Origin of the sequence: Shewanella colwelliana, from assembly GCF_001735525.1 — a bacterium.
Taxonomy (GTDB): Bacteria; Pseudomonadota; Gammaproteobacteria; order Enterobacterales; family Shewanellaceae; genus Shewanella; species Shewanella colwelliana.
Genome location: NZ_MCBT01000046.1, coordinates 25,705 through 51,863, shown reverse-complemented (window position 1 = coordinate 51,863; position 26,159 = coordinate 25,705). Strand labels below are relative to the sequence as shown.

Genomic DNA, 26,159 nt, shown 5'->3' with positions numbered 1-26,159 from the left:
GATCAACCTAAAAACTTGTTCAACTCGCTGGGTAACAATGGTTTACTGTATAAGTAGCCTTGTGCTTCATCACAACCACTTTGGCGCAAAAACTCGGCCTGCTCTAATGTTTCAACTCCTTCAGCAATGACTGTGAGGTTTAATGCATGCCCCAAGGCGATAATCGCTTTTGAGATAGCCGTGTTATTGGCATCATGAGGAATATCCCGCACAAAAGATTGATCGATTTTTAGCTTATCGATCGGTAACCGTTTTAAGTAGTTAAGTGATGAGTAACCTGTACCAAAATCATCAACAGAAAGCTCAACCCCCAGATCGCCAAGCTTTTTAAGCAGTTTAATCACAGCTTTGGGATCTGACATCATACAACTCTCTGTTACCTCTAACTCAAGGCATTCAGGTGGCAAGCCCGTCTGCTCTAGCACCGTTTTCACTTCATCAAAAAAACCCGCATCTTGCAGTTGTGGTCCAGCAACATTTACTGAAATACGGCCAAAGCGCTTGCCCTGTTTCAGCCATTCAATACCTTGACGTGCGGCACTATTTAATACCCACAGCCCGATATTACAGATCACACCAATCTTCTCTGCCACCGGAATAAAAATCGCAGGTGATATATTCCCTATCAAGGGATCAACCCAGCGCAGTAAGGCTTCAAAACCCACTGTTTCGCCGGTCGAGAAGTCTAGCTTTGGCTGATAAACCAGATGAAAAGCATTATTGGTAATCGCACTGTGTAATGCACTTTGCAGCTTTAAATGCTCAACTGACTCAAGGGTTAATGACTGAGTATAAAAAGCGTAATTATTACGCCCATTGAGCTTAGCTCTGTGCATCGCCGCATCGGCATTTCTCAGCAAGGTATCGGCACTGTCGCCATCACCAGGATAGAGTGCAACGCCCATACTGGCCGTCAAACGCACAATTACATCATCGTCCAACACAAACGGAGCTTCAAATACTTCACGCAACAAACTCACCATCAGTGAAACACGATCACGGCTTTCAATATGCGGTAGCAAAGCAACAAACTCATCGCTGCCCAAGCGGGCCAAACTGCCCTGTCCTTTTAGCTGTTTAGATAATCGCTTCGCCAGGTCAACCAAAATGGTATCACCGGCTACATGACCATAACTATCATTAATATGCTTAAATAGGTCGACATCAATAAAGATCAGCGCCAATTCTGTTTGCTCACGTTGAGCATGGTGTAACTCTTGTGCAAGCTGAGCCGATAACGTCATACGATTGGGTAATTGGGTTAACGGGTCGTGGTAGACAAGCCGTTCTAACTCCTCTTCACTCTGTTTTTGAGCAGAAATATCGGCAAATACTGCAACAAAATAACGCACCTGATCTTCATCATCATACATGGAGCTAATCGTCAGCTGTTCAGGAAATATCGCCCCGCTCTTCCTACGATTCCAGATCTCACCATACCATTTCCCCGTGGATAACAGCGACTGCCACAGAGAACGAAAGAACGCCTTATTATGACGCCCTGAACTGAAAATTCGGGGGTTTTTTCCCAGTACTTCTTCCCTGCTATAACCTGTGATATCAGTAAAAGCCCCATGAACCTCTACGATATCACCCTTTGCATCGGTAATAAGAACGCCTTCAACCGAGTTTTCAAACACATTGGCCGCCATCTCTAACTGTTCTTGCGCTGCCTTATGAGAAGAGATATTCCGAGTTATGCCGATAATACCCGTTAGTTCACCATCATCACTAACCACAGGCACTTTCGTCGTTTCTAACCAGGAGCTAACATCATCAATATCTAAACCTTCACATTCACCCGCTGTCACTTGCACACCGCGAATGATCGACTCTTGATCGCTCTGAATAAACTCCTTTGCCAACTTTGAGTCAAACAGTTCTTCATCCGTATGGTTAATGATCTCCGCTTTCGGCCGACTCCATGCAGCTTCTACACTTTTATTCACAACAATATAGCGACCGCTAGGATCTTTTATCCATACATGTTCTTTCAAGCTATCGATAAACAGTTGCAAACTGATATCACGACTTTGGGATACAGAGATATCATTGGATCTATTTTCTAACCGATACTGTCGATAGATGGCAGAGAGGTCTCGTTCTATACTAGCTTGACATAATGCTAATAGATGGAGGGCATCTGTTACCCCATCTTCATCCAGAACACAGGCCACCACTTCCAAATAAAGGTAACCAAATAGTGCTTGCGACGGCCAGTTAATCGGTAACAAGCAATAACCATCCTGAGTTAACTTAGCATCTGTCGCTTGAGAATTGGCATAGTGAGGGTAATGAGAGACTTGTACCGAATCACGGCATAAGTGTTTTTCAGCACAACATGCAACCGCTTTAATCAGTACTTCATCAGACAAATTAACGCTAATATCAGGCACAAATAGCTCATTTTGATCAACCATTAACAGCGCCACACCAACACCAGAAAAGCGCCCTATCATCTCGAAGGAGCGTTGCCATTCGTTGCGTTGGTTCGGTGATACTTCAATGTTTATCAATATAGAGCCCTACCTATCAAAAACGAAACAGCATGATATAAACGATTAATTAACGCATCAGCAAGTATTTACTTACTCATCACACTAATTATTGCAGTCAAATATTCAGTTAATGGCAATTTTAAAGCGGTATCGACCAACACGCCACTCAAAACAAACATATTCATCTCATTAGCTTACAACGCTCGACATCAAAAATGCTAGCTAAAGGAGGTATTGTTGGTTAGTTTCTAACTGAAATCAAACTTACCACTAATAAGTTATCAAACATACCGACAAGGAATTAGCGTAATGAAAAAGCAGCAATTATTGGTTGCAGCCTTTCTATTTTTGCCGGCGATATGCGCTGCGCTGCCACTGGAGACAATCGTATTACCGCCAGGGTTCGAAATAGAAATCTATGCCGAAGGTGTCGATAACGCCCGCCAAATGGCGCTAGGCAATCAAGGAACTGTATTCGTAGGCAGTCGAAAAGCAGGCAAACTACACGCACTACGAGATACCAACAACGATGGTAAGCCCGACCAAATGATTGAACTCGCGCGCAATCTCTTCCTTCCATCGGGGATCACTTTTCATAATACTGACCTTTATGTAGCAGAAGTCGATAAAATTTGGCGCTACCCGAATATAGAGGCAACACTGCCCGATACTCCTCCCCCAGAATTGGTTTATGACAAGCTGCCCAACAAATCACACCATGGCTGGAAGTTCATCCGCTTTGGCCCTGATGGTCTGCTCTATATCCCCATTGGTGCGCCGTGCAACGTGTGTGAAAGTGAAACACCTTTTGCTAGCATCATTAAGCTCAATATCGATACCAAACAAGTCGCGACAGTTGCTATTGGGGTTCGCAACAGTGTTGGCTTTGACTTTCACCCAACCACAGGGCAGTTATGGTTTACCGACAATGGCCGCGACATGATGGGAGATGACCTGCCAGATGATGAACTTAACCACGTAACCAAAGAAGGCCAGCATTTTGGCTTCCCCTACATTCACAATGCAGATGTCATTGACCCAGAGTTTGGTCATAAAGCCAGTAGCATTAATAACACGGTGCCCGTCCTGAACTTAGGCGCTCATGTGGCGGCATTGGGAATGGAGTTTTATCAAGGAGAGCAATTCCCCTCAAGCTACCGAGGTAATATCTTTATTGCCGAACATGGTTCATGGAATCGCAGCAGTAAGGTCGGCTACCGCATCGTGCGTGTTGAGCTTGAAGGCAACAAGGTGGTCAACTCAGAGGTTTTTGCATCGGGTTGGCTACAAGGAGAAAAAAGCTGGGGTCGTCCAGCCGCCGTATTAACGCTCAATGATGGCTCTTTATTAATCTCTGATGATGCGGCTAATGCGGTTTATCGAATTAGCTATTCAGAAACGGAATAGTTCATTTTTGACTTTCCAAACTTCGTTTGGATTAACGTCGTGGCGCTTCGCCCACACCAGAGCCAAGGGGGAAACCGCTTGTCCCCCTTAGCAATCCCGCAGCGCTCCGGCGAAATTTAAACAGCAAAATTTCCAACGGAGAATTATCTAGCTTTAACCTGCAAATATAACCCGCTTCAGGAAGCGACAAAATCACTAACGCTTCCGACCATACGTCCCTTCCCCTCGAAAGCTAGCTGAAATCTTAATTGCAGGATGTACTAAATGCCTTGAAGCACATGGATGTGCGAGAAAGGCCATAGCCAAACTCACGTTATTTTTTTGCTCTCCTCAATTCAAATCGAACATCTAGGTCTTTAGAAGTTGTTATATCAAGCGATGTCATATGAACCTGCGGGCACAATAGACTCCGTTGGAAGTGTCCGAATGCGGTGAGCTAATTTGCGTGATCGAGGCAGGACGCCGACATAGCCTCAGTTGAGCCATGGATGGCGAATCTGAGGCGATAGCAAATTCGCTCATTTAGCATGAGGATCAACACTTCGCCGGAGCGGCACAGGGATATCGAAAAGGGAAATGCTGTAGTTTCCCTTTCGTCGGGTGTGGGCGAAGCGCCACGACTTTAAAACCACACACTGAATCAATTTTAAGGGATGATAATTCAACCTAAAAACTCAATAGCATCAATCCAGAAAGTAAAGTAACTTAATAAATTAACTGTATAAATTGAATGAAAGATGTAATTGAGCCTGTAAATAATTTAGTAAATGTCTGTTATGAAGGAACCTCTGGGCAAACAGATATAAGAACAATGTATATCGACGATATTCTTCACTTTTCATTAACGGATTTTTTTGTCGTTTTGAACAAAGAAAATAAAAGTATGGGTGAACGAAACCCAACAAGAAACATCCCAAATCTAATAAAAACACTCATAATAGCTTTAGATAAAGATGAATATACCCAGTTTCCTCATTCAAAACCAACACCAGGGTTAGAAACTGAAACTTTCGTTACGCAGCCTGGCTTAAACAGAGTAATGGGGAATGATGACTCTGCTGCAGGAAGAAAATTCCAACGTTGGTTATATCACGATGTTGTACCTTCTCTGACAAAATTTGGCTCTTATCCACCTCCTCTTACACCTCAAGGTTCAGCACTTTCACAAATGGCTGAAATTGTAGCTCAAAACTCAAGGGTACTGGCAGATACAATTATTCGGCAAGATAGGTTAGAGCAAGAAGTAAGCTATGTTAGGGGGGATATAAACAGTGCCCAAGAACGTATTGAAAAACTTGAACAGCAAGGTTCCGATAATGAATTTATCATGACCGTTAGACAATGGTTTGATAAAAAAGAAATAGTTTTAACAAATAAAAAAGAGTTTGACATAGTCACATGGTGCGAAAATATTAGCCTTCGAGATAACAAGAAAAAAATAGCTTGCCCATCCGGAGAAAGGTTGAACGCAAGATTCAATCTAGATGTTATTACCCAAGCAAAATCGTTGGTAGAAGACTCTCAAGGTTAGTAAATATCAGTAATAAAAACAAAAAACCAGCCTACTTGGAAAAGTGGCTGGTTTTTTAATCGTGATTATTAAGCCAACGGCTTAATCAACAATTACGCTTGTGGGCGCATCGCTGGGAACAGAATCACGTCACGAATCGTGTGCGTGTTGGTAAACAGCATCACCAAACGGTCGATACCAATACCTTGACCCGCAGTTGGTGGCAGGCCGTGCTCGAGTGCAGTAATGTAGTCAGCGTCGTAGAACATCGCTTCGTCATCACCTGCATCTTTTGCATCAACTTGCGCTTTAAAGCGGTTGTCTTGATCTTCTGCATCGTTAAGCTCAGAGAAACCGTTAGCGACTTCACGGCCGCCAATGAAGAACTCGAAACGGTCAGTGATGAAATGGTTTTCATCGTTACGACGTGCAAGTGGTGAGATATCAGCAGGGTAGCCAGTAATGAACGTTGGTTGCATTAACTGTGGCTCAGCCGTCTCACCAAAGATCTCTTCAAGTAACTGACCGCAAGTCCAGAACTTCTCGATGGTCATGCCTAGGCTCTTAGCCAAGTCACGCATAAACTCAAGGTCTTTCACTTCTTCATAAGTCATCGACTGAATCGTTGCGTTGTCTGGGTTATACTGTTTAATGGCATCTAACATGCTTAGACGAGCGTATGGACCACCAAAATCAACGGTGTGCTCGCCATAAGGAAGTTGTGGAGAACCACAAAGCTCGATAGCGATAGAGCTCAACATCTCTTCAGTCAAATCCATCAGATCTTTATAATCTGCGTACGCCATGTAGAATTCCATCATAGTGAATTCAGGGTTATGACGAGGCGATAGACCTTCGTTACGGAAGTTACGGTTAATCTCAAAAACACGCTCAAAACCGCCAACCACTAAACGCTTCAGATAAAGCTCTGGCGCAATACGCAGATACATAGCGATATCAAGCGCATTATGATGCGTCTCAAATGGACGTGCTGAAGCACCACCAGGAATGCTGTGCATCATTGGGGTTTCAACTTCCATAAACTCTTTTTTCACCATGAAATTACGGATTGCTGAAACCACTTTAGAGCGCATAATGAAGGCGTTACGAGACTCTTCATTCACAATCAAATCAACATAACGCTGACGGTAACGGGTTTCTTGGTCTGTTAAACCATGGAACTTTTCAGGGAGTGGACGCAGTGCTTTAGTCAGCAACTGGTACTCTTCCATGTTCACATACAGATCGCCTTTACCTGAAAGGTGTAGCTGACCAGTAACACCTATGATGTCACCAATGTCTAAACCTTGGAAAGTCGCTTTAAGATCTTTTTGAACGTCTTTACCCGCGTAAGCTTGAATGCGGCCAGAAACGTCTTGAATCACTAAGAAAGGACCACGTTTAGCCATGACTCGGCCAGCAATTGAACGCACAATGCCCATGCCTTCAAGCTCTTCTTTGGTGTTTTGGCCAAATTCTGCTTGGATGTCTGCCGCTTTATGTTTTCGATCGAAGTTATTTGGGTGACCGTTTGCTGGGCAGTTCGTACGGATGTGCTCTAATTTAGCACGACGTTCTGCAATTAACTTGTTCTCGTCTTGGGTTTGTTCAGTCATCTTCTTCTCTCGTTAAAGGCCAGATTTCAGGCTAGCTTCTATAAACTTGTCCAGGTCGCCATCTAAGACGCTCTGGGTATTTCGATTTTCAACACCGGTACGTAGATCTTTAATACGCGCATCATCGAGCACATATGAGCGGATCTGGCTGCCCCAACCAATATCTGACTTGGCATCTTCTGCAGCCTGTTTGTCGGCATTCTGCTTGAGCATCTCTAGCTCGTACAATTTAGCTTTTAGCTGTTTCATCGCCGCATCACGGTTCTTATGCTGCGAACGGTCATTCTGGCACTGCACTACCGTGTTAGTTGGCAAATGAGTAATACGAATTGCCGACTCTGTTTTGTTAACGTGCTGACCACCCGCGCCTGATGCACGATAGGTGTCGATACGCAGATCCGCTGGATTAATATCAATTTCGATCGAGTCATCAATCTCAGGGTAAACAAATACCGAGCAGAAAGAGGTATGACGCTTACCAGACGAATCAAATGGCGATTTACGCACTAAACGATGAACACCGGTTTCAGTTCTCAGCGATCCAAAGGCATACTCGCCAGAAAACTTAATGGTTGCACCTTTAATGCCGGCTACATCACCACCGGTCACCTCAATCAACTCAGGCTTGTAATCATGAGCTTCGCCCCAACGCAGATACATACGCAGTACCATATTGGCCCAATCTTGCGCTTCAGTACCGCCCGACCCAGACTGAATATCTAAATAACAATCGGCGGCATCATGTGGACCAGAAAACATGCGACGGAACTCAAGTTCCTCTAAACGTTTTTCCAGCGCAGCAAGTTCAGCTTCGGCATCATTGAAGGTTTCTTGATCATCCTCTTCAACGGCCAGCTCCAACAGCCCTTCGATATCTTCGAGGCCACTGTCCATATCATCGATAGTTTTGACGACCGCTTCGAGCGAAGCACGCTCTTTTCCAAGCGCTTGTGCATTCTCAGGATTATTCCATACTTCAGAGCTTTCAAGCTCTCGGCTCACTTCTTCTAGACGCTCACACTTAGCATCGTAGTCAAAGATACCCCCGAAGAAGGTGGGTACGGTCGGCCAGCTCCTTGATTTTAAATTTAACCGGATTTACTTCAAACATGACTCTTTCTACTTAAATATCGATGGGCAGGAGTGCAAACGCGGTATTTTAACTCAATCACCCGCTTTAGCCTAGAGGCGAGACTCGCAGAATCGGCCTTATTTCATGCAATAAAGGCATAGAATATAAAATGCAGTGTTTTCAAACGTTCGCTCAAAAACCCCCCTGCACAATCCAACTTACTATTTCACATTTGCTGGCTATACTTTTCAATATGAATGAAGAGATAACTCGTTGTTGCTACCACGAAGATGAAGGATTTTCCTGCACAGAGCCTGCGGAACCTTCAGGCTTGTGCTATTGGCACGACCCAAAAATCCTTAAAGATAAACCAGAAGATATTGCTCGATTAGAAGCCTACGCCCGAGGCGGAGGCATGATGCGAGGTATCGCACTTAAGCGTGCAGAGCTCCCGGGAATCGATCTGGTTCGTCATCATCAAAAAACCGGCTTTGACATGAGTCATGCCGAGTTATACCGCGCCAACTTAAATGGTGCTCACTTGTTTAACCTTAACCTGCAAAATGCCAGTTTAATGAAGGCCGATCTGCGCGACTCCAATGTCCATTGCGCTAACCTCATCAATACCAATTTACTTGGCATAAAATGGAATGGCGCCAAGATTGAAAATATCAACACAGGTAAAGCCATTAAGCAGGAACGAATGGCACTTGAGGCTGAGCGAGTTGGCGAGCAAGAGATAGCCGAAGACTATTTTGAGCAAGCAGAAGAGATCTATCGCGATCTGCGTAAAGCCGCTGAACGTGAAGGATTATTTGCCATGGCTGGCGAGTACCTCCGCAAAGAACTCACCATGCGTAGACATCAAATGCCCAAGTTCAGTCATACCCGCATGGTATCAAAGTTTGTCGATCTTTTCTGTGGCTATGGCGAGGCCCCCATCAGAGTGATCGGCTTCTCCATGGGGCTCATTTTCATCTGTGCCCTGCTCTACCTATTTACGGGGTTAAGTTACGATGGCAACATCCATGTATTTAATCTCAATAATGGATTATCGGCTAATCTCACCCTCTTTTTTAACTGTGTGTACTATTCTGTGGTGACCTTTACCACACTTGGCTATGGTGATTTCACCCCAATAGGTTTCTCCCGTGCTATTGCAGCTATCGAGGCGTTCACAGGCAGTTTCACCATCGCATTGTTCGTGGTGGTATTTGTGAAAAAAATGACTCGCTAATTCGCTATACCCAAGCAAAACGATAACCCGATCACATTTAAGTCGTACGCATCAAGACTGGGATCTCAATGCCTTCACTGAGCGTGAAGTACCGCCCAAAAGCTGCATAAATAACCACTTCTAAGACCTGTTGCCAAAAGGGCTCTGGGTATACTCAAGCCAACCTTACTTCTCTAATTTACTTACTCAAGGTGATGCACTGCCGAGCATAGTCAACGATTCTAAAAAGGTCCCTACAATGATAACACTCACTATCGATGGTCAATCGGTCAATGCCAAGCGGGGAGAAAACCTCCTCCATTGCGCCACTCAATCAGGCATCGCAATCCCCAATTTATGCCATCAAGGCAAGCAAGCAAAAGGCAGAAAATCCTGTGATCTCTGCTATGTTGAGACCACAGATTGTTCAGGTAACAAGACCACCATCAAGGCTTGTGAAACACACATAAGTGAACCACTGACGGTCATCACTCATTCCGCTGCATTATCTGAACTGCGCCAAGCATCACTTAAAACTTTACTGAGCGACCACTTTGCTGACTGTGAAGCGCCTTGCCAGACCGCCTGCCCTGCAGGTGTCGATGTACAGTCTTATCTGTATCAAATTGCACAAGGCAATCACAAAGAAGCCGTAAAAATCATTAAGGACACCTTGCCACTGCCACTCTCTATTGGCCGAGTCTGTCCCGCATTTTGTGAATCGGCTTGTCGTCGTGGTGAACTGGATGAACCCCTTGCCATCAGACAGCTAAAACGTCATTCAGCCGATATCGATCTTCAGGGCGATAGCTATATCCCCACAAAACTCCCCGCAACCGGCAAGCGAGTAGCCATTGTAGGCAGCGGCCCCGCTGGAATCAGTGCGGGTTTCTACCTCTCCAATGCTGGCCATGATGTCACCCTTTATGAGTCGATGCCCAAGGCCGGCGGCTGGTTAAGGTATGGCATCCCCGAATACCGTTTGCCTAAAGCCATTCTCGACCAAGAGATTGAGCTACTGTGTAAAAACGGCATGAAAATTCAAACTAATACACGGCTAGGTGAAGATATTCACCTCAAAAGTTTACTGAACGATTTTGATGCCGTTTGCCTAGCAATTGGTGCACAGAAAGCCGTGCCGATGAACTATCCAGGGGTTGAACTTAACGGTTGCTATTTAGGGGTTGACTACCTAAGAGACCATTGCACCGATAAACAGTACACCACAGGGAAAAAAGTGGCGGTGATCGGCGGGGGAAATACCGCTATCGACTGCGCCAGAACAGCCCTCAGAGAAGGAGCAGAAGTCACCTTAGTCTATCGACGCACTCGTGATGAGATGCCCGCAGAAAATTATGAAATTGAAGAGGCTGAACACGAAGGTGTACGCTTCTATTTTCTCACTAATCCCATCGAGAATTTGAGCGATAATAACGGCCGAGTCAACGCCGTCACGTTTGAAAAAATGCTCCTTGGGGAGCCTGATAGCTCTGGTAGACGTTCACCCAAAGCCACTGGAGAAACCTTTACGGAAGCATTTGACACCGTTATTCCCGCGGTGTCTCAGACTCCAGATATGACATTTTTAATCCATCCTGAGAGCCAGTTGTCTTCGGGTGAAGTGGCACTGACCCGCTGGAATACATTCTCAGGCTGTGAACACACTATGTCTTCAGGCATAGAGAAACTGTTTGTATTAGGAGACTCTCGCACAGGCCCAGCAACCGCTGTCGCCGCGGTCGCCGATGGCAAAAAAGCCGCACAAGCCATCGAAAAACAGCTCAATGGCTCGCTGACATGTGAGTTGACCCCCAAAGCTTTTAACTCGCAGAAGCGCTCATCCACACCACTTGATAAAAGCCACTTTCCGCAAACGCTAACTCAATCTAAGGCCAGGATGCTTGAGCTGCCGATATCCGCGCGGCAAGGTAACTTTGCCGAAATCGAGCAGGGCTTTGACGAAGCGGTGGCCATAGCCGAAGCTGCACGTTGCCTTGAATGTGGTTGTCAGGCCAATACAGATTGCCAACTACGCGACTTAGCGACCGAATATCGTATTGAGGAACAAGGGCTTAATAAAAGCGAACATCGTGCCTTTACTCAAGATAGCAGCTCACCCTTTATTCATTTTGATCCCAATCGCTGTATCAGTTGTGGAGCTTGTGTCACTGCCTGCCACCAGCAATCGGGTCATAAGGCAATATGCTTTGAAGCCGATAGTTACTTGGCCCTGCCGACTCAGTCTCCCTCTGCACGTCAAGCTCCCCGCGTTGGCTTTAATGCCACCATGGCCGACAGCCAATGTGTGCAATGTGGCAATTGTGTTCAGGTCTGTCCCACTGGTGCCTTAAGCGACGCTCGAGATAAAACCCAGGGCCGCAAGCAAGCCTTAATTAATACCTCAACCGTGTGCACATACTGCGGTATAGGCTGTCGTATCGAACTGCATACCGATCCAGAGACAAATGAGATTAAGCGGGTTAGCGGCGACCCCGAGTCCCCCGTCAATCACGGCATGCTGTGCGTCAAAGGTCGATTCGGCTTCGACTTTGTCAATAGTGAGCAGCGACTAACCACACCACTGATACGCCAACAAGGCACGCTCGTCCCCGTAAGTTGGAGTGAGGCAATAAACTATATCGCCGAAAAACTCTCCAAAATTAGGCAGCAATTTGGCTCAAATTCTATTGCAGGGCTCGCATCCGCTAAGGCGACAAATGAAGACAATTACCTGTTTCAGAAACTTTTCAGAAGCGTAATAGGTACCAATAATATCGACCACTGCGCTCGCCTTTGTCATGCATCCACTGTTACCGCACTGCAAGACTCTCTGGGCAGCGGCGCAATGACCAATGACATTCCATCAATTCAAGCCTCTGATCTGATCTTTATCTTGGGCTCAGATACCAGTGCGGCCCACCCCATCATTGCCTCAAAGATAAAACAGGCAGTCCATCAGCATGGCGCTAGATTAGTTGTCGCCGACCCAAAGAAAGTTACCATTGCCGATGACGCCGAACTCTACATTTGTCAGCGCCCAGGGACAGATGTAATGCTGCTTAACGCCATCATGCAGCAAATCATCAGCAATGACTGGCACGATCTCGACTACATCACTAATAGGGTCGACGGTTATAGTGAGTTGTATGATGAGGTGATGAAGGATGACTATCAGCTAGCTAATGCCGAGCTCATTACGGGTGTGAAGCAAGCCGATATTAAACTTCTTGCCAAGATGATTGGCACCGCAAAAATCACCGCCATCTACTATGCGATGGGTATAACGCAGCACACCTCTGGCCATGACAATGTCACCGCGATAGCCAATTTACAGCTGCTGTGTGGCAATATCGGCGTCAAAGGGGCCGGGATTAACCCACTTAGGGGTCAGAGTAACGTTCAAGGTGCCTGTGATATGGGGGCACTCCCCAACTACTTTACCGGCTACCAAAAAGTGGATGACCCATTGGTACAGATGCGTTTTACCCAAGCATGGCAAAAAAGTGAACTACCATCGACCATAGGTATTGCCGCTACTGAGATGATGCATGCCTTAGCAAAAGGAACCCTTAAAGCCTTATATGTGATGGGAGAGAACCCTGTCTTGAGCGATCCGGACCAAGCGCATGTATTACAGGGCCTTAAAGCGTGTGAACTGCTCATCGTGCAAGACATTTTTATGACCGAGACGGCGGAACTTGCAGACGTAGTATTGCCCGCAGCTAGCTTTGCAGAGAAGCAGGGGCACTTCACCAATACCGAGCGCCGAGTGCAGCAATTACAAGTGGCTATCCCCTCACCTGGCGTTGCACGTCAGGATTGGCAAATCATCACAGATATCGCCAACGCTTTAGGTGCCCAGTGGCACTATGATAATGAGCGAACCATCTGGCATGAGATCACCCAAGTCACGCCTCAGTACCGCGGTATTAGCTGGAAAACTATCGATCCCACCACCACAAACGGCAAACATGGAATCCAATGGCCCTGTCCAGCAGAAGGACATCCCGGGACGCCTATTTTGCATACCAGCCAGTTTACGCGCGGCAAAGCTGTGATGCGACCAGTGAGCTATCGACTGCCAGCAGAAATGCCCTGCAAAGATTACCCCTATATGCTGTCTACCGGGCGCTTACTTGAACAGTTCCACACTGGCACCTTGTCGCGTAAAACCGCAGGGCTCAACGACCTCGCCACGCCAAGAGTAATGATTTCGGCATTCGATGCTGACAAGCTAGGGATCGATAATGGTGAAATGCTCACCCTATCCACACGACGGGGCAAAATAAGCATCGCAGCGTTTGTCACCAAACGGGCGCAAGCGGGAGTGCTGTTTTTACCCTTCCATTTTGCCGAAGCGGCAGCGAACAAGCTCACCAATAATGTCCTCGACCCCGTGGCTAAAATACCTGAATTTAAGATCTGTGCGGTAAAGGTCGAAAGCGCCAAAAAGCCCATAAAGTGCGATGAGTAACCACTCGCTATTATCGAGGCTACGTGCCACAAAAAAGGCCGCTCATTAACGAGCGGCCTTTTTCATCCATCAATGATTAAACTTTAAACTGCCCTACAAGTTTGTCCAGTGTCCGCCCCTCTTCAGCTAGCCCTTGACTGGTATCAGAGGCACTATTACTTGATTGCAGCAACTCATTAACGATATCTTGGATAGCGTAAACGTTACGATTAATCTCCTCAGTCACCGAGCTCTGCTCCGTTGCTGCGGCGGCAATCTGGGTACTCATATCATTAATAGAGGTGACCGCTGAAGTCACCGCCCCCAAACTATCTGAAATTGCCCGTGATGAAGTTACCGAGCGATGGCAGCTTTGTTGGCTAGATTCCATACTATTCACCGCAAGCGTCACTAGATTATGTAGCTCCGAGAGCATCTCGTTAATCTCTAAGGTACTGGCTTGCGTCCGGCTGGCGAGACTTCTTACCTCATCGGCGACTACCGCAAAACCGCGCCCTTGCTCTCCCGCCCTTGCCGCTTCAATGGCTGCATTGAGCGCCAGTAAATTGGTTTGCTCTGCAATCCCACCAATGACACTCAACACACTGTTGATTTTTTGCGACTGCTCATTAAGCGAAGTAATGTGTTTGGCCGCCGTATCAATTTCACTCATCAAGGCCGAGACTTCATGCAAAGAACTATCAACACACTGTTGTGCATTAGTCACATCATCAGTGGCTGCATGGGTCGCTTCAGCCACCTGCGTGGTGCTCATCGCCACTTCAGACGCTGTCGCCGACATTTCGGTGATGGCCGTCACGACTTGGTCAGTTTCGTTGTTATGACTGATTAACTGAGTAGTCATGGTTGCGGTTTGTGATGAGATGTTGTCTGCCCCGCTTTTTACCTCAACAGTCGCTCTGGCGACATCTTTGATAATACTCTGCAGCTTCTCGACAAATTGATTAAACGCTCTACCGAGCATAGCGATTTCATCACTACCATTAACAGTTAAACGTTTAGTCAAGTCCCCCTCGCCTTTCGCAATATCTTCAAGGTTTTGTACCATGTTATGTATTGGATTCACCATGCGTTGTGCCGCTACTAAAATAACAACCGTTGTCAACGCGACTAAAATAAACGCAATAAAGATAATCATCATGGTTTTATCATTCATATGCGCAGTCATCACCTCACGGTAACTGTCCACTTGCATGTCAATATCATCGGTATAAGCGCCCGTCCCCAAGATCCAGTCTTTACCTGGTATGGTGGCGGCATAACCAATCTTTGGGATCAATCCGGCTGCGCCAGGCTTTGCATGTTCATAAGCAAAAAAACCATCGCCTCGACGTGCCGTTTCAATCAACCCGACCACCACCTTCTTACCATTGGGATCTGTCATGCCGATTAAATTTTTACCTTCTTGATCTGGCTTGACCGCATGAAACTCACTGATACCGTTAAAATTGTAAATAAAGAAGTAACCTGCCGAACCAAAACGTACATTGCGTAAGGCGTTATTCACATCACCTTGTGCCCCTAAATTAAGCTGGTAATTAACGACTTCTAATGCAATTTCAACCTGTTCTTTTAACTGGGACTTCCTCTCCTTGTAGAGGCTGTCCTTGAACGTGGTCATATTTTCTTCAAGAGAGTTTGATTCTAAGTTGTAGGTAATCGATACCAAAAACAGAAAGCTTAAAATCAAAGGTAGCAAGGCAAATACCAAGAGCTTATTCTTCATTTTCAATTGCCACATTTCTTTCTCCAAAAATACCGATACACTCGTAGATGAAATATAGCTAAAAAATCTGCCGCTTAACACTTAATTTAAACAAAATTGTAATAGATCAATAATTTTCCATACTCTGTACTTCATCCCCCTTCATCACCAAGACCCACTAACTTAGCTTAAGACATAAAAAGCCAGCATCCCATCCCTGGCACACTGGCAATAGATAAACCTAATAATTAAGTCACTCTTGGGTATGGCTACCCTAATCCCTTAAACTTACGATGCATACCTGCCAACATGATTAACATCAGCGCGATAAACTCAAGCACACCACCTTCAACTTCAGGTGTTGTTTCAGTTTGTGACTCAACGGCAAGAAAAGTTCTTTCTGTATAAACCTAAGGTAGCCATCAAGGCTCAAGGCAACGATATTGCCGCACACATGGATAAACAATCGATAATCATAGCCACTCAAAACCTGATCATGAACGCCCTCAGGTTTGCTCGGACCCAGATCAATGTCAGCTTATATTGTGATGGCGAGCGTTGTGAAGTTAAGGTTGAAGATGACGGACCTGGCTTCGAAGGCAAAGGAAAACAGTTGTTAGCCGCCTTGGCCAGAGACAAGGACCAATCTGACAGCTCCAGCTATGGCCTAGGACTGTATATCGTCCATAAGGTCGCCATCTGGCATCAAGGGGCATTGACACTACAGCCATCCACTCTCCTGGGTGGCGCATGTCTTTGTATCCGCTGGCGTAACCATAAACAGCGGTTAAGTTTAGCCAAACAACCCGAACATCACACCAACAAGGCTGTAGCCAAGCACCAGCCACAAAATATTTAGTCGAAACCGCTTAAACAGCCAGAAACCTAGCAGCACCAAAATCAGATCGACCAGCGAATAGATAGCACTGGCGATCACTGGTGACACCAATGCAGCCAATAGTAGCCCTACCACTGCAGCGTTAATTCCCGCAATCGCCCCACGAAATTGACTACGATGCATTAACCCCTGCCAAACCGTTAAGGCTGATAGCAACAACAAAAAGCCCGGTAAAAAGATGGCCAAAGTTGCCACCAATGCGCCAATAACAGGTTTCGCACTGAACACTTCGGCCCCAAGAAATGCCGCCAAGGTGAACATAGGACCAGGCACAGCTTGTGCCAAAGCATAGCCTGTTAAAAATCGTTCACTGCCTATATGTTGACCAACGCTCATCTCAAGCAACGGCAGCACCACATGCCCGCCACCGAAAACCAATGCCCCAGCCTGATAAAACTGGGCAAATATTTGCCCAAGTGGGTGCTGACTATTAAGCAGCACCAATGCGGTGATAAACAGCGTGCCAAACAGCGCCAACCATTTTACATTCACCAGAGTGAATGATAGGTTTCGCCTCCCATCACTCCCCCCATTTAGCGATTTAGGCGCAAGACAGAAGATACCGATACCCGCGGCAACAACTAATATCAATAACTGGCCCCAAATATTGCCTACAAGCAGCGTAACTACCGCACTAGTGAGCATTAGTATTTTCGCTATCGATTTAGTACAAAACTGGTTATACATGCTTAACACAGCATCGAATACCACCACCACCGCCATCAACTTTAAGCCATGAATCAAGCCATTAAACCAGCTTTCGCCTAACCAATTAGCACTACCTAGCGCCAATAACAGCAGTAATGTAAAGGAGGGAAGAGTAAATCCAATAAATGCCGCTAGGCCGCCTAAAAGCCCCGCGCGATGATAGCCAATCGCAAAACCAATTTGACTTGAACCGGGTCCGGGGATCACCTGACTTAACGCCACTAGCCCGCCAAATGCTGTCATATCAAGCCAATTAAGCTCATTCACAAAGCGACGTTTGAAATAGCCAATATGGGCCGCTGGACCACCAAAGCTCACCAATCCAAGTAGGAAAAACTTTATAAAAACATCGCTCACACTTAACCCCTCTTGCCCGTTACAACGGATAGAATATGACAGCTAAATGACACCTTGATGACAGTGATGGCAAGGCCATGATGAACGTGTTAAGGCAACCGTTCCAGCAGCACTAACACCTCAAAATGGTCTGTGTGAGGGAACATGTCAAACAACTGAACTTTGGAAATTTGATAACCCGATATGTGTCGCAGATCTTTTGCCAAGGTCTTAGGATTACAACTTGAATACAAAATAGCCTTAGGTGCAAATTCACTAAGAGAATGGCAAAGCGCCTCACCAATACCGCGTCGAGGAGGATTAACAATAATCAGATCAGGTTTATTTTTAGCGTCACTTCCACTAGCAAATTCGGTGGAATCGAGGGCGGTAAACTGCACATTTTCAAGTCCCATGGTTTTAGCCGACATCTTGGCACAGGCTATTGCCTCGGATTCAATCTCAATCCCCGTTAATGCGATCTCTTTTGACGCACAGTGCAAGCCAAAACCACCCACACCGCAAAACAGATCCCAAATGGCATTGGGCTTCAATTGCGCAGTCCATTCACGGGCTGTTTGATACAGCTTGGCAGCGACCTCTGGATGGGTCTGAAAAAAGCTCTTGGGACGAATATATAAAGGTACATCATTGAAGCACTCCTCTAAACGGGTTGCTTCGCTAAGAAATATCTCTTCATCCCCTTCTAAAATAGCCATATGTACAGGTTGCAGATTGACGGAAACGACTTTGATTTGAGGGTGGTCGGCCAGCAATGTCTGGAGTTCCCGCTCAATGCGTACAATTGCATCTGTTGTTCGCAACACAAACCTAAGCATATATTCGCCACGGACTTGGCTACGGGTCAGTAAAATAAACTTGAGTTCACCTTTTTGTTTGTCAACGCGATATGGCGGGATCCCAGCTTGGCGCACAAAGAGCTCTAGTCGATGCAACAACTGCTGCATATCCTTGGGATAAAGCTGACAATCACATAAACTAACAGGCTCACCCGATGGACTGACTAACCCCAGGATAGGTTGATGCGCAGCGCCAAGCACCACCATTTTAGCTTTATTTCTAAATCCGTATTCAGGTCCCCCAACGGGCGCTAGCCACTGCTTGACGGGTAGGCCAGCCAGCAAGGCTTCTAACGCCTCAGACTTAATCGCAACCTGCTCGGCTAAAGGCACTTTTAGATGATGGCAAGAGCGACACTGGTTTGCGTCGAAATATGGACAATTCACAACAAATAGACTCGTTGAAAGGGATAAAAAAGGCGCCACACTTTAGCTGGTTTAGTCATAAAAATCACCCATCGAGCGTGTTATTCGTGTGATTTGTCGATGCACAGAGCTTCAGTTGGTCGACATCAGCCACCGCTGCGCGCTGGCCAATTTGCTTTTCGACCCATTCAACAGCGTCCTTCGCTGTGTGCCTAAATGTTGTAAGCTTGCCACCATAAATCGTCATTAGCCTTGGATGAGTAACCCGAGTATTCATCAAGGTTTCTCTGGGCAAGTCAAAAGCATCTACTTGCTGTTTTGGTAACACCCTCATTCCACAATAGTTGCCAATAACTTTATCAGCTAAGTGGCTACCCTCCTCAGAAAAAGGAAAGTAGTGTCGATAAATACCCAGTAAATATTGCGTTTCAGCTTGGGTGACACCCACTTCATCCGCATCATTCACTGGGGTTTCAGTGGTGCCAATCATGGTTTTTCCTTTCCATGGCATCACAAATACAACCCGTTTATCATAAATCGACTCAAGATAAAGAATACCATCGGGTGGTGGAATATCGAGTACCAGATGGCTGCCCTGTACCAACTCAATATCGACGCCAGTGACCTTAGGTTGCACCAACTCGAGGGTTTTATTCACCCAAGGTCCGCTAGCGTTGATGACACAAAGGGCCTTAAGGCTTTTAGCTAAACTGTTTTGCTTATAGTGAATAGTACAAGCATCTCTTTGATGCTCAATGGTCTTAATCTCCACAGAAGTATGGATGCGTGCGCCAATCTGTTTTGCGCTATCAGCGACGGCAAGCGTAAGGGCGTGATCGTCAGTTTGTGCATCCCAGTAACGAAACACAGCTCTCAATCCCTGCAACTTTAACCCAAACAAGTTCCCCCACTCTTTAGGCGCGATTGATTTGAACTGCCCAAGCGCATCAAACTCGCTTAATAACGCATACATACTGAGTCCAGCACGGATCGCGAGCGGGCCACGCTGACTACCTTGGTAAATAGGGATATAGAAGGGAACAGGCTTTACAAGTGTCGGCGCCAATAAAAGCAGCGCTTTACGTTGTGCCAATGATTCACGCACTAGGCTTATTTGGCCACTTTCCAAATAACGTAACCCACCGTGAATCAATTTACTGGAGTTGGATGATGTTGCCTGACCAATCTCACCTTTTTCCAAGACTGCGACACTATAACCTGCGGCCTGAGCACGCTGTGCAATGCCCACGCCCGTAATACCGCCACCAATGACGACCAGATCTACCGTATCCAATGTGTCACCTTAGTTGATTATGCCTTATTTAAATATTGATAAGCTTTATCACACAATAGCTTAAGTTGCATAAACTCTTGTGGTTCACCACCAACTTTACAGCGCATCATGGTTGGGATCTCTTTAGCCAACTCATGCAATGCATTGCCAGCATCGGTCAAATGCAACACTCGCACACGCTCATCGGTTTCGCTGCGCCCGCGAGTCACCAACCCCTTGCCTTCCAGTCGCTTCAAGAGTGGTGTTAACGTGCCTGAGTCGAGGTGTAATTGCTCGCCCAGGGTCTTCACGCTAATCCCTTGGTGCTGCCACAGCACCAGCATCGCTAAATACTGGGGATAAGTTAGGTCAAGCTTATCGAGTAGCGGGCGATACGCCCTCACCATTGCATTCGCCGCACTGTATAAGGAAAAACATACCTGATTTTCTAAAGCCAGAGGATTTAGCTCTTCGTTTTGGCTCATATCCACATCACCATAAATTTAATTGCACGCAACTTATAATCATTTTACTGCAAGTTGCCAAGAAAGTGAAAATTTCTCTTGGAAAAATAATTTCATTTAACTTGTCAATTTATTGTCTTTCCGGCCAAACAGTTAGCCTTTTTTCAAATAAAACCATCAAGATGCAAAGTGACTAAATTGTGACGCTAGTGTAATCACTCTGATGTGGTGAAAAAATCAGCTCGCCAGGCCCAAATCTAGGTTGATTTTCAAACGATAATCACCTAGATTCCACCCTCTTAATCTCGTTTCAATACCAACACATTGGAGGTGTTCACTATGAAGCAGCTGTTAGTAGTGATGATGTCATTTCTATTATCCACCCCGTTAATGGCAAAATGCCCTAAAAATATTAACTATGGTGATATTCCGTTCGAGAAAAACAGTTCGTATTTCTCGGGTAAATATACGCAAAAACTGAAGAAACTCGTCACAGAAACACAACAAGGCGACGGCTATTTGCTACTTGAATTTCCAGTTTACAAAGGGCAAACAGACAAAAAATTGCGCGAATATAATATGTGGTTAGCCAACCGCCGAATTGATAGGGTGAAACACTATTTAACCCAATCTGCCTTCTCACAACCTATTGTGACCCGCATATTAACTGCTAGTGATAACGATACCCGTAGCGTTAGCCTACACTGGTGTACACAAACAGTGCCTCAAACCATTATGGCGTCGACCGCGGATAAACAGTCAAACATCGACTCAATAACATCCCCTAAGTAGCCACGTCACACTGCAAACGAGCAAGCCGATATCATTTGCATACTGGCTTGCTCCAAAACGAGCCGCAGTTAACAATTCTATTCGATTTCACGATTTACATTGCAAATCTGACACATAAAATTAATCTCTTGCTTTTATATCAGTAAACTATTGATAAAGGATTTTCACCTTGCCTACTTTGCACTCGGCAAACACCTCTGAAGGAGGGATTATGTTACGACCCCTTATTTTTAGTTTTTTATTACTCTTTAGCTTTTTTCCAACCTTAACTTACGCAATCGATAATGCGTCAACAACAGATAGTCAAACTTGGCATTATGTTGACAGCCAAGGTCAGCTAAAAGTTAAACTCTATTTTTTCTGGTCAAAAACCTGTCCGCACTGTGCTGAAGCTCACCCCTTTATTGATAGTTTGCCCAAGCAATATCCTTGGTTAGAAGTGGAAGATTTTATGATCACCGCACCAGGTACCATGGAAGCGTGGCAAAAAATCGCAGAGAAAACAGGCACAGAAGCCCGCTCAGTCCCCTATTTTGCTAGCGGTGAAAAAGCGATAGTCGGCTACAGTAGCCATGCAGTTACGGGCGAGTTTCTTGTCCAAAAGTTAAAAGCATACTATGTGTCATTAGGCGGTCAATTAGCGCCAGAAACCGAAGGGCAATATACGAGTGAATTGCCAGCTTCAGGAGGTTTATTTCAAACCTGCAGCGAGAGTGCTAGCGAAGGCACGTGCGACTTAGGTGAAGAGACCACCAGCAATATCACAGCGTCTGATGTTCAACCCGTCGAATTACCCCTTGTTGGTGTCGTCCATCCTGAACAGATGTCATTGCCACTATTAACGGTAGTGCTTGCTGGGGTAGATGCGTTTAACCCATGTGCCTTCTTTGTACTACTATTTTTACTCTCTATTATGGTGAATGCTAAGAGTCGTACCCGCATGCTTATCGTGGGGGGGATTTTCGTATTCTTCTCAGGCTTTATCTACTTTATCTTTATGAGTGCTTGGCTCAACATTTTCCAACTACTCGGCGCGGGCAGCGATGGAGGGTGGATCATCCTTGGAGCGGGCATGTTAGCTTTGGTTGCCGGCGCGATAAACATTAAGGACTACTTTTTTACCAAAGGCGAAGTCACCCTATCGATGTCGGCAGAAAACCGTACAGGTTTAATTAAACGTATGGGGAAACTAACCAGCGCCAGCAGTATGACAGCAATGATTGCCGGTACAGTGGTATTGTCTATTTTAGCCAATGCCTACGAACTATTGTGCACAGCAGGCTTTCCGATGATTTATACGAGCGTGTTGTCCATGCATGACTTACCCACCATCGAACGTTACATGTATTTAATCATGTATAACGTGGTTTATGTCATTCCACTGGCCATCATCGTCATCGCCTTTAGTGTATCTCTGGGTAAGCGTAAGCTCACTGAAAAAGAGGGCCAAACACTTAAGCTGATGTCGGGAATAATGATGGTTGGTTTAGGCGGTATGCTCGCGATTGACCCCACGGCACTGCAAAATGTGGTCTTAGCGATCGGGCTTATCTTAGCCTCAATTGGGTTAACCTTTATTATCACCTTAACCCGAAAAGTAATCGCTAAGAAGGCTTAAGCCCTAGGTCAAACCGAGCAACGCGCCCAGTTTGGCCTAAAGCTTTTCAATTTATAGCCGATAACACTATAGTTAATGGTGTGCATTAATATGGTACAGAACTAAGTGTAAGGCGGTAATCATGGCAGTAACAGTTGGAACCAGTAATCTCCAGCCCAACCTAAGCAATGGCAACATTGGGGTTAAAGTGGCGCAGCTAGCCAAAGAGCAGCAGCAAGCAGAGGGAGAAATTGCACTACAGCTGATTGAAGCGGTCGATGCAACGCCAAAAGCTACGCCTGTAGGCAATAGTGGTCATAATATTAACACCACAGCATAGCATTTAAAGCGAGAATAGCCTTAAGCCCTCCTCATGGAGGGCTTTTTATTGGTGTTTGAGATGGTTGGAAACTGCCTTGAAAGTTTACAAGAGAAAAAGGATGGCCAGCAAACGTTGAATCGACTAGAAGAATTGTTTAGATAATAAAAACCACAATTTAGGACGGCATGGCGTCAGAGTAATAAGTATCTCTTCCCCCATGCTTCGCTTTGTATAAATAACTATCGGCTCGGGCCAGATAATCGTCAGAACTTTCTAACGCTTGCCACTGACAAATCCCTTGAGACACGGTGACATATTGACTCACGTCAGAGTCAGGATTCGGTATTTTTGCTTCGCGTAGCGCCTGTTTTAACTTCGCAGCAACCGTCTCTGCCCCTGCGGTATCGGTATTAGGCAGTATGAGTACAAACTCCTCGCCACCATATCTAGCGGCTAAGTCTCTAGGTCTTGAGGCTATCTCTGATAAAATCCGCCCAAGTGCCATGAGGCAGTCATCGCCCACTTGGTGACCGAGCTTATCATTGAGCCGTTTAAAAAAATCGACATCGAGCAAAATAAGGCTAAGTGGATGCCTATTACGCTCAGACACTCTGATCTCTTGCGCTAAAATCTCATCAAAATGGCGGCGATTACTTAAACCCGTTAAACCATCTATCAAGGCCATTCGCCGAAACTGTTTCACCAACTGCTGCTTCTCTACATCGCGTAAAATCGCTTTTTTGAACCAGCTGTATAAAACCTTTTGTGCACTTATTACAATCACCAACAAACACAGATATTTTGTCAAAGGGAATAAAAGATGCCCTGGAAGCTCGACTATTCTTACGACCATACCGATCATAATAAACAGCGAGACAGTTGTTAGCATTAAGCCGCGATGAGGAAAGAGCGCAATAGCAAAAGTAAGCACTAAAATATCGATGAGGGATTCAACACCCGATAACGTCGCGCCGCCAGTCTCTAAATCAAGCGCGTCAAGATAGGGCAATAGCGACAAAACCGCATACACCCAGCTAAGGGTTAATATCCCTGCAAAGGTAATAAGTATGGTTTGATTACTCTTTTTCTCGCCAATAATTTTAGCGGCTAATAACCCCAAAATAGTGACGATAAAGACCGGAAAAACGAACAGAATGGTTTGGCTAGCCACAATAAGATGAGCCGTTTTTGCCACATCATTTACAATGATCACACAGGCCAAAAAAATTGACAGCCAGCTCGCCCACTGTACCCCGTTAAAGAGGTATTTTTGGGTCTCAACTTTCAATTGCTGTTCAAAAATCGGCAGCTCTATATTCATGGCAAATTTATATTCTCGTCATGGTCTCTTTGAACAAGGACAAATTGGTTTAACCTTATTTAGCTTATATTGATTATAAGGTCTGAAAGTAAAACAGCCAGCTTTAGCTGACTGTTTTAACATGAACTTTCCTTGATATTTCTACGCTGCGTTATCAACAACAGCATCAGTTTGCCTGATCAGATAGTCAAATGCGCCCAATGACGCTGTCGCACCACTGCCCATGGCAATAATGATCTGCTTGTAAGCAGAATTAGTGACATCTCCCGCAGCAAATACGCCCGGTATTGATGTCTCACCTTTGCCGTCAACAATCACTTCGCCTCGGTCTGTAAGCTCAAGTGTACCTTTTAACCATTCAGCATTGGGCACTAAGCCAATTTGTACAAAGATACCCGCTAACTCAACATGGTGGCTATCGCCTGTGGCTCTATCAGTGTAGTTTAGACCATTGACTCGGCTGCCATCCCCGGTGACTTCGGTGGTCATAGCTTGCGTGATGATCTCAATATTACCCATTGATGAGGCTTTACGTTGTAACACCTCATCCGCTCTTAGCTTGCTATCAAATTCAAGCACGGTAACATGCTCAACAATGTTCGCCAGGTCAATCGCGGCTTCAATACCAGAGTTCCCGCCACCTATCACAGCCACACGCTTACCTTTAAACAATGGGCCATCACAATGTGGGCAATATGCTACCCCTTTGCCACGATAAGCCTGCTCACCGGGTACGTTCATCTCGCGCCAGCGCGCCCCAGTTGCCAGCAAAATGGTTTTACTGCGCAGCAAGGCACCACTTTCAAGTTGTAACTCAAATAACTCTCCCGACTTTAAACTCAATGCGCGTTGATTATCCATAATGTCGACGTCATATTCATGAACATGAGCTTCTAAATTGGCCACCAATTTGGGGCCTTCTGTCGCTTTAACAGAGATGAAGTTTTCAATCCCTACGGTTTCAGCAACTTGTCCACCAAATTTGTCAGCCACAATCCCTGTTCGCAGCCCTTTACGCGCCGCATAGATTGCCGCTGATGCGCCAGCAGGGCCACCGCCAACCACTAATACATCAAAGGCTTGTTTCTGATTCAAGGCTTCAGCTTTACGCCCAGCAGCATTGACATCAAGTTTATTTAAAATCTGCTCAACACTTATTCCGCCTACAGAGAATGGCTCACCATTGAGATAAACAGAGGGAACAGCCATGATATTGCGCTCACTCACTTCATCTTGGAACAATGAGCCATCAATCATCACATTGGTGATCGCAGGATTAATTGCTGCCATCATATTGAGTGCCTGGACAACCTCTGGACACGTCTGACAACTGAGAGAAACATAGGTTTCAAAATGATATTCACCCGGCAAATTGCGGATCTGCTCAATCAACGCCTTATCTAGCTTAATTGGGTGTCCTCCCGTGTGCAGGAGTGCCAACACTAATGAAGTAAACTCATGTCCCATAGGTAAACCGGCAAACGTCATCAGCGTGTGAGTCTCGTGATTAGTGATTGTCATCGACGGCGATCGCTCCCCTTGAGATTCACGTAGTGAAACCAAGGTGGATAGACCCGCTATCTCACTCGCCAAGCTCGTAAGTTCACGTGCCTTCGGACTGTTATCTGCAGATACGACAAGTTCAACTGGGCGCTTGAGGTTTTGCAAATAAGTAGTCAGCTGATTTTTTAAATTCGTATCTAACATAATCACTCCTAAGATGA

Annotated in this window: 18 protein-coding genes; 8 read left to right on the top strand and 10 right to left on the bottom strand. The window is 45.7% G+C overall.

Annotation, left to right across the window (positions count from 1 at the left end; genetic code table 11):
• Positions 1-2: 2 nt before the first annotated feature.
• Entirely contained in the window at positions 3-2,516 is a 2,514-nt protein-coding gene (locus tag BEL05_RS15670; protein WP_069671753.1) for a sensor domain-containing protein, read from the bottom strand.
• 291 nt (positions 2,517-2,807) lie between these two features.
• On the opposite strand from BEL05_RS15670, the gene BEL05_RS15665 reads away from it, so the two are divergent.
• On the top strand, positions 2,808-3,905 hold the full coding sequence (locus BEL05_RS15665) for a PQQ-dependent sugar dehydrogenase (protein ID WP_069671752.1): 1,098 nt from the start codon (positions 2,808-2,810) through the stop codon (positions 3,903-3,905).
• Between the two features lie 730 nt (positions 3,906-4,635).
• Positions 4,636-5,436: a BRO-N domain-containing protein gene (locus BEL05_RS15660; RefSeq protein WP_069671751.1), complete on the top strand. Its 801-nt coding sequence runs from the start codon at positions 4,636-4,638 to the stop codon at positions 5,434-5,436.
• A gap of 92 nt (positions 5,437-5,528) precedes the next feature.
• Here BEL05_RS15660 and lysS read toward each other — a convergent pair whose 3' ends face one another.
• Both lysS and prfB read right to left on the bottom strand, forming a co-directional pair.
• Entirely contained in the window at positions 5,529-7,031 is a 1,503-nt protein-coding gene (lysS, locus tag BEL05_RS15655; protein ID WP_028762447.1) for a lysine--tRNA ligase, read from the bottom strand.
• Positions 7,032-7,043: 12 nt separating this feature from the next.
• A protein-coding gene (prfB, locus tag BEL05_RS15650; protein WP_162148991.1) for a peptide chain release factor 2 occupies positions 7,044-8,142 on the bottom strand; the annotation gives its coding sequence in 2 pieces (ribosomal slippage) (positions 7,044-8,066 and positions 8,068-8,142; 1,098 coding nt in all).
• 214 nt (positions 8,143-8,356) lie between these two features.
• On the opposite strand from prfB, the gene BEL05_RS15645 reads away from it, so the two are divergent.
• Entirely contained in the window at positions 8,357-9,340 is a 984-nt protein-coding gene (locus BEL05_RS15645; RefSeq protein ID WP_028762449.1) for an ion channel, read from the top strand.
• Positions 9,341-9,578: 238 nt separating this feature from the next.
• Complete coding sequence (gene fdhF, locus BEL05_RS15640; protein ID WP_069671750.1) at positions 9,579-13,793, top strand: formate dehydrogenase subunit alpha; 4,215 nt, start codon at positions 9,579-9,581, stop codon at positions 13,791-13,793.
• Between the two features lie 76 nt (positions 13,794-13,869).
• On the opposite strand, the gene BEL05_RS15635 is transcribed toward fdhF, so the two are convergent.
• Positions 13,870-15,534: a methyl-accepting chemotaxis protein gene (locus BEL05_RS15635; RefSeq protein WP_069671749.1), complete on the bottom strand. Its 1,665-nt coding sequence runs from the start codon at positions 15,532-15,534 to the stop codon at positions 13,870-13,872.
• A gap of 337 nt (positions 15,535-15,871) precedes the next feature.
• Here BEL05_RS15635 and BEL05_RS20800 point away from each other — a divergent pair, with 337 nt between their 5' ends.
• Positions 15,872-16,357, top strand: a complete 486-nt coding sequence (locus BEL05_RS20800) for an ATP-binding protein (protein ID WP_083250374.1) — start codon at positions 15,872-15,874, stop codon at positions 16,355-16,357.
• Here BEL05_RS20800 and chrA read toward each other — a convergent pair.
• The 4 genes from chrA to ohrR form a co-directional block, all read right to left on the bottom strand.
• Positions 16,292-17,461: a chromate efflux transporter gene (gene chrA / locus BEL05_RS15630; protein ID WP_069671748.1), complete on the bottom strand. Its 1,170-nt coding sequence runs from the start codon at positions 17,459-17,461 to the stop codon at positions 16,292-16,294. The two genes, BEL05_RS20800 and chrA, sit on opposite strands and share 66 nt — an antisense overlap.
• A gap of 89 nt (positions 17,462-17,550) precedes the next feature.
• A complete protein-coding gene (gene rlmC, locus BEL05_RS15625) occupies positions 17,551-18,726 on the bottom strand; it encodes a 23S rRNA (uracil(747)-C(5))-methyltransferase RlmC (protein ID WP_439332370.1) in 1,176 nt (391 codons plus the stop codon).
• 25 nt (positions 18,727-18,751) lie between these two features.
• Positions 18,752-19,960, bottom strand: coding sequence for a glycerol-3-phosphate dehydrogenase/oxidase (locus BEL05_RS15620; RefSeq protein WP_069671746.1), 1,209 nt, complete (start codon positions 19,958-19,960; stop codon positions 18,752-18,754).
• A 17-nt stretch (positions 19,961-19,977) separates the two neighbouring features.
• Positions 19,978-20,424, bottom strand: coding sequence for a transcriptional regulator OhrR (ohrR, locus tag BEL05_RS15615; protein WP_051412886.1), 447 nt, complete (start codon positions 20,422-20,424; stop codon positions 19,978-19,980).
• A 318-nt stretch (positions 20,425-20,742) separates the two neighbouring features.
• Between ohrR and BEL05_RS15610 the strand changes: the two genes are divergently transcribed.
• The 3 genes from BEL05_RS15610 (at position 20,743) to BEL05_RS15600 (ending at position 23,132) form a co-directional block, all read left to right on the top strand.
• The gene (locus BEL05_RS15610) at positions 20,743-21,195 is read left to right on the top strand and encodes an OmpA family protein (RefSeq protein WP_069671745.1); all 453 of its coding nucleotides are present in this window, start codon (positions 20,743-20,745) and stop codon (positions 21,193-21,195) included.
• 211 nt (positions 21,196-21,406) lie between these two features.
• Positions 21,407-22,813 (top strand): thioredoxin/cytochrome c biogenesis CcdA family protein, encoded by a 1,407-nt coding sequence (locus tag BEL05_RS15605; protein ID WP_069671744.1) that lies wholly within the window; start codon positions 21,407-21,409, stop codon positions 22,811-22,813.
• Positions 22,814-22,934: 121 nt separating this feature from the next.
• Positions 22,935-23,132 carry a cytoplasmic protein gene (locus BEL05_RS15600; RefSeq protein WP_069671743.1) on the top strand — a complete coding sequence of 66 codons (198 nt, stop codon included), beginning with the start codon at positions 22,935-22,937 and terminating at the stop codon, positions 23,130-23,132.
• 157 nt (positions 23,133-23,289) lie between these two features.
• Here the strand turns inward: BEL05_RS15600 and BEL05_RS15595 are convergent, their stop codons facing one another.
• A complete protein-coding gene (locus BEL05_RS15595; RefSeq protein WP_069671742.1) occupies positions 23,290-24,435 on the bottom strand; it encodes a GGDEF domain-containing protein in 1,146 nt (381 codons plus the stop codon).
• A gap of 141 nt (positions 24,436-24,576) precedes the next feature.
• Positions 24,577-26,142, bottom strand: coding sequence for an alkyl hydroperoxide reductase subunit F (gene ahpF / locus BEL05_RS15590; RefSeq protein WP_028762465.1), 1,566 nt, complete (start codon positions 26,140-26,142; stop codon positions 24,577-24,579).
• Positions 26,143-26,159: the final 17 nt, after the last annotated feature.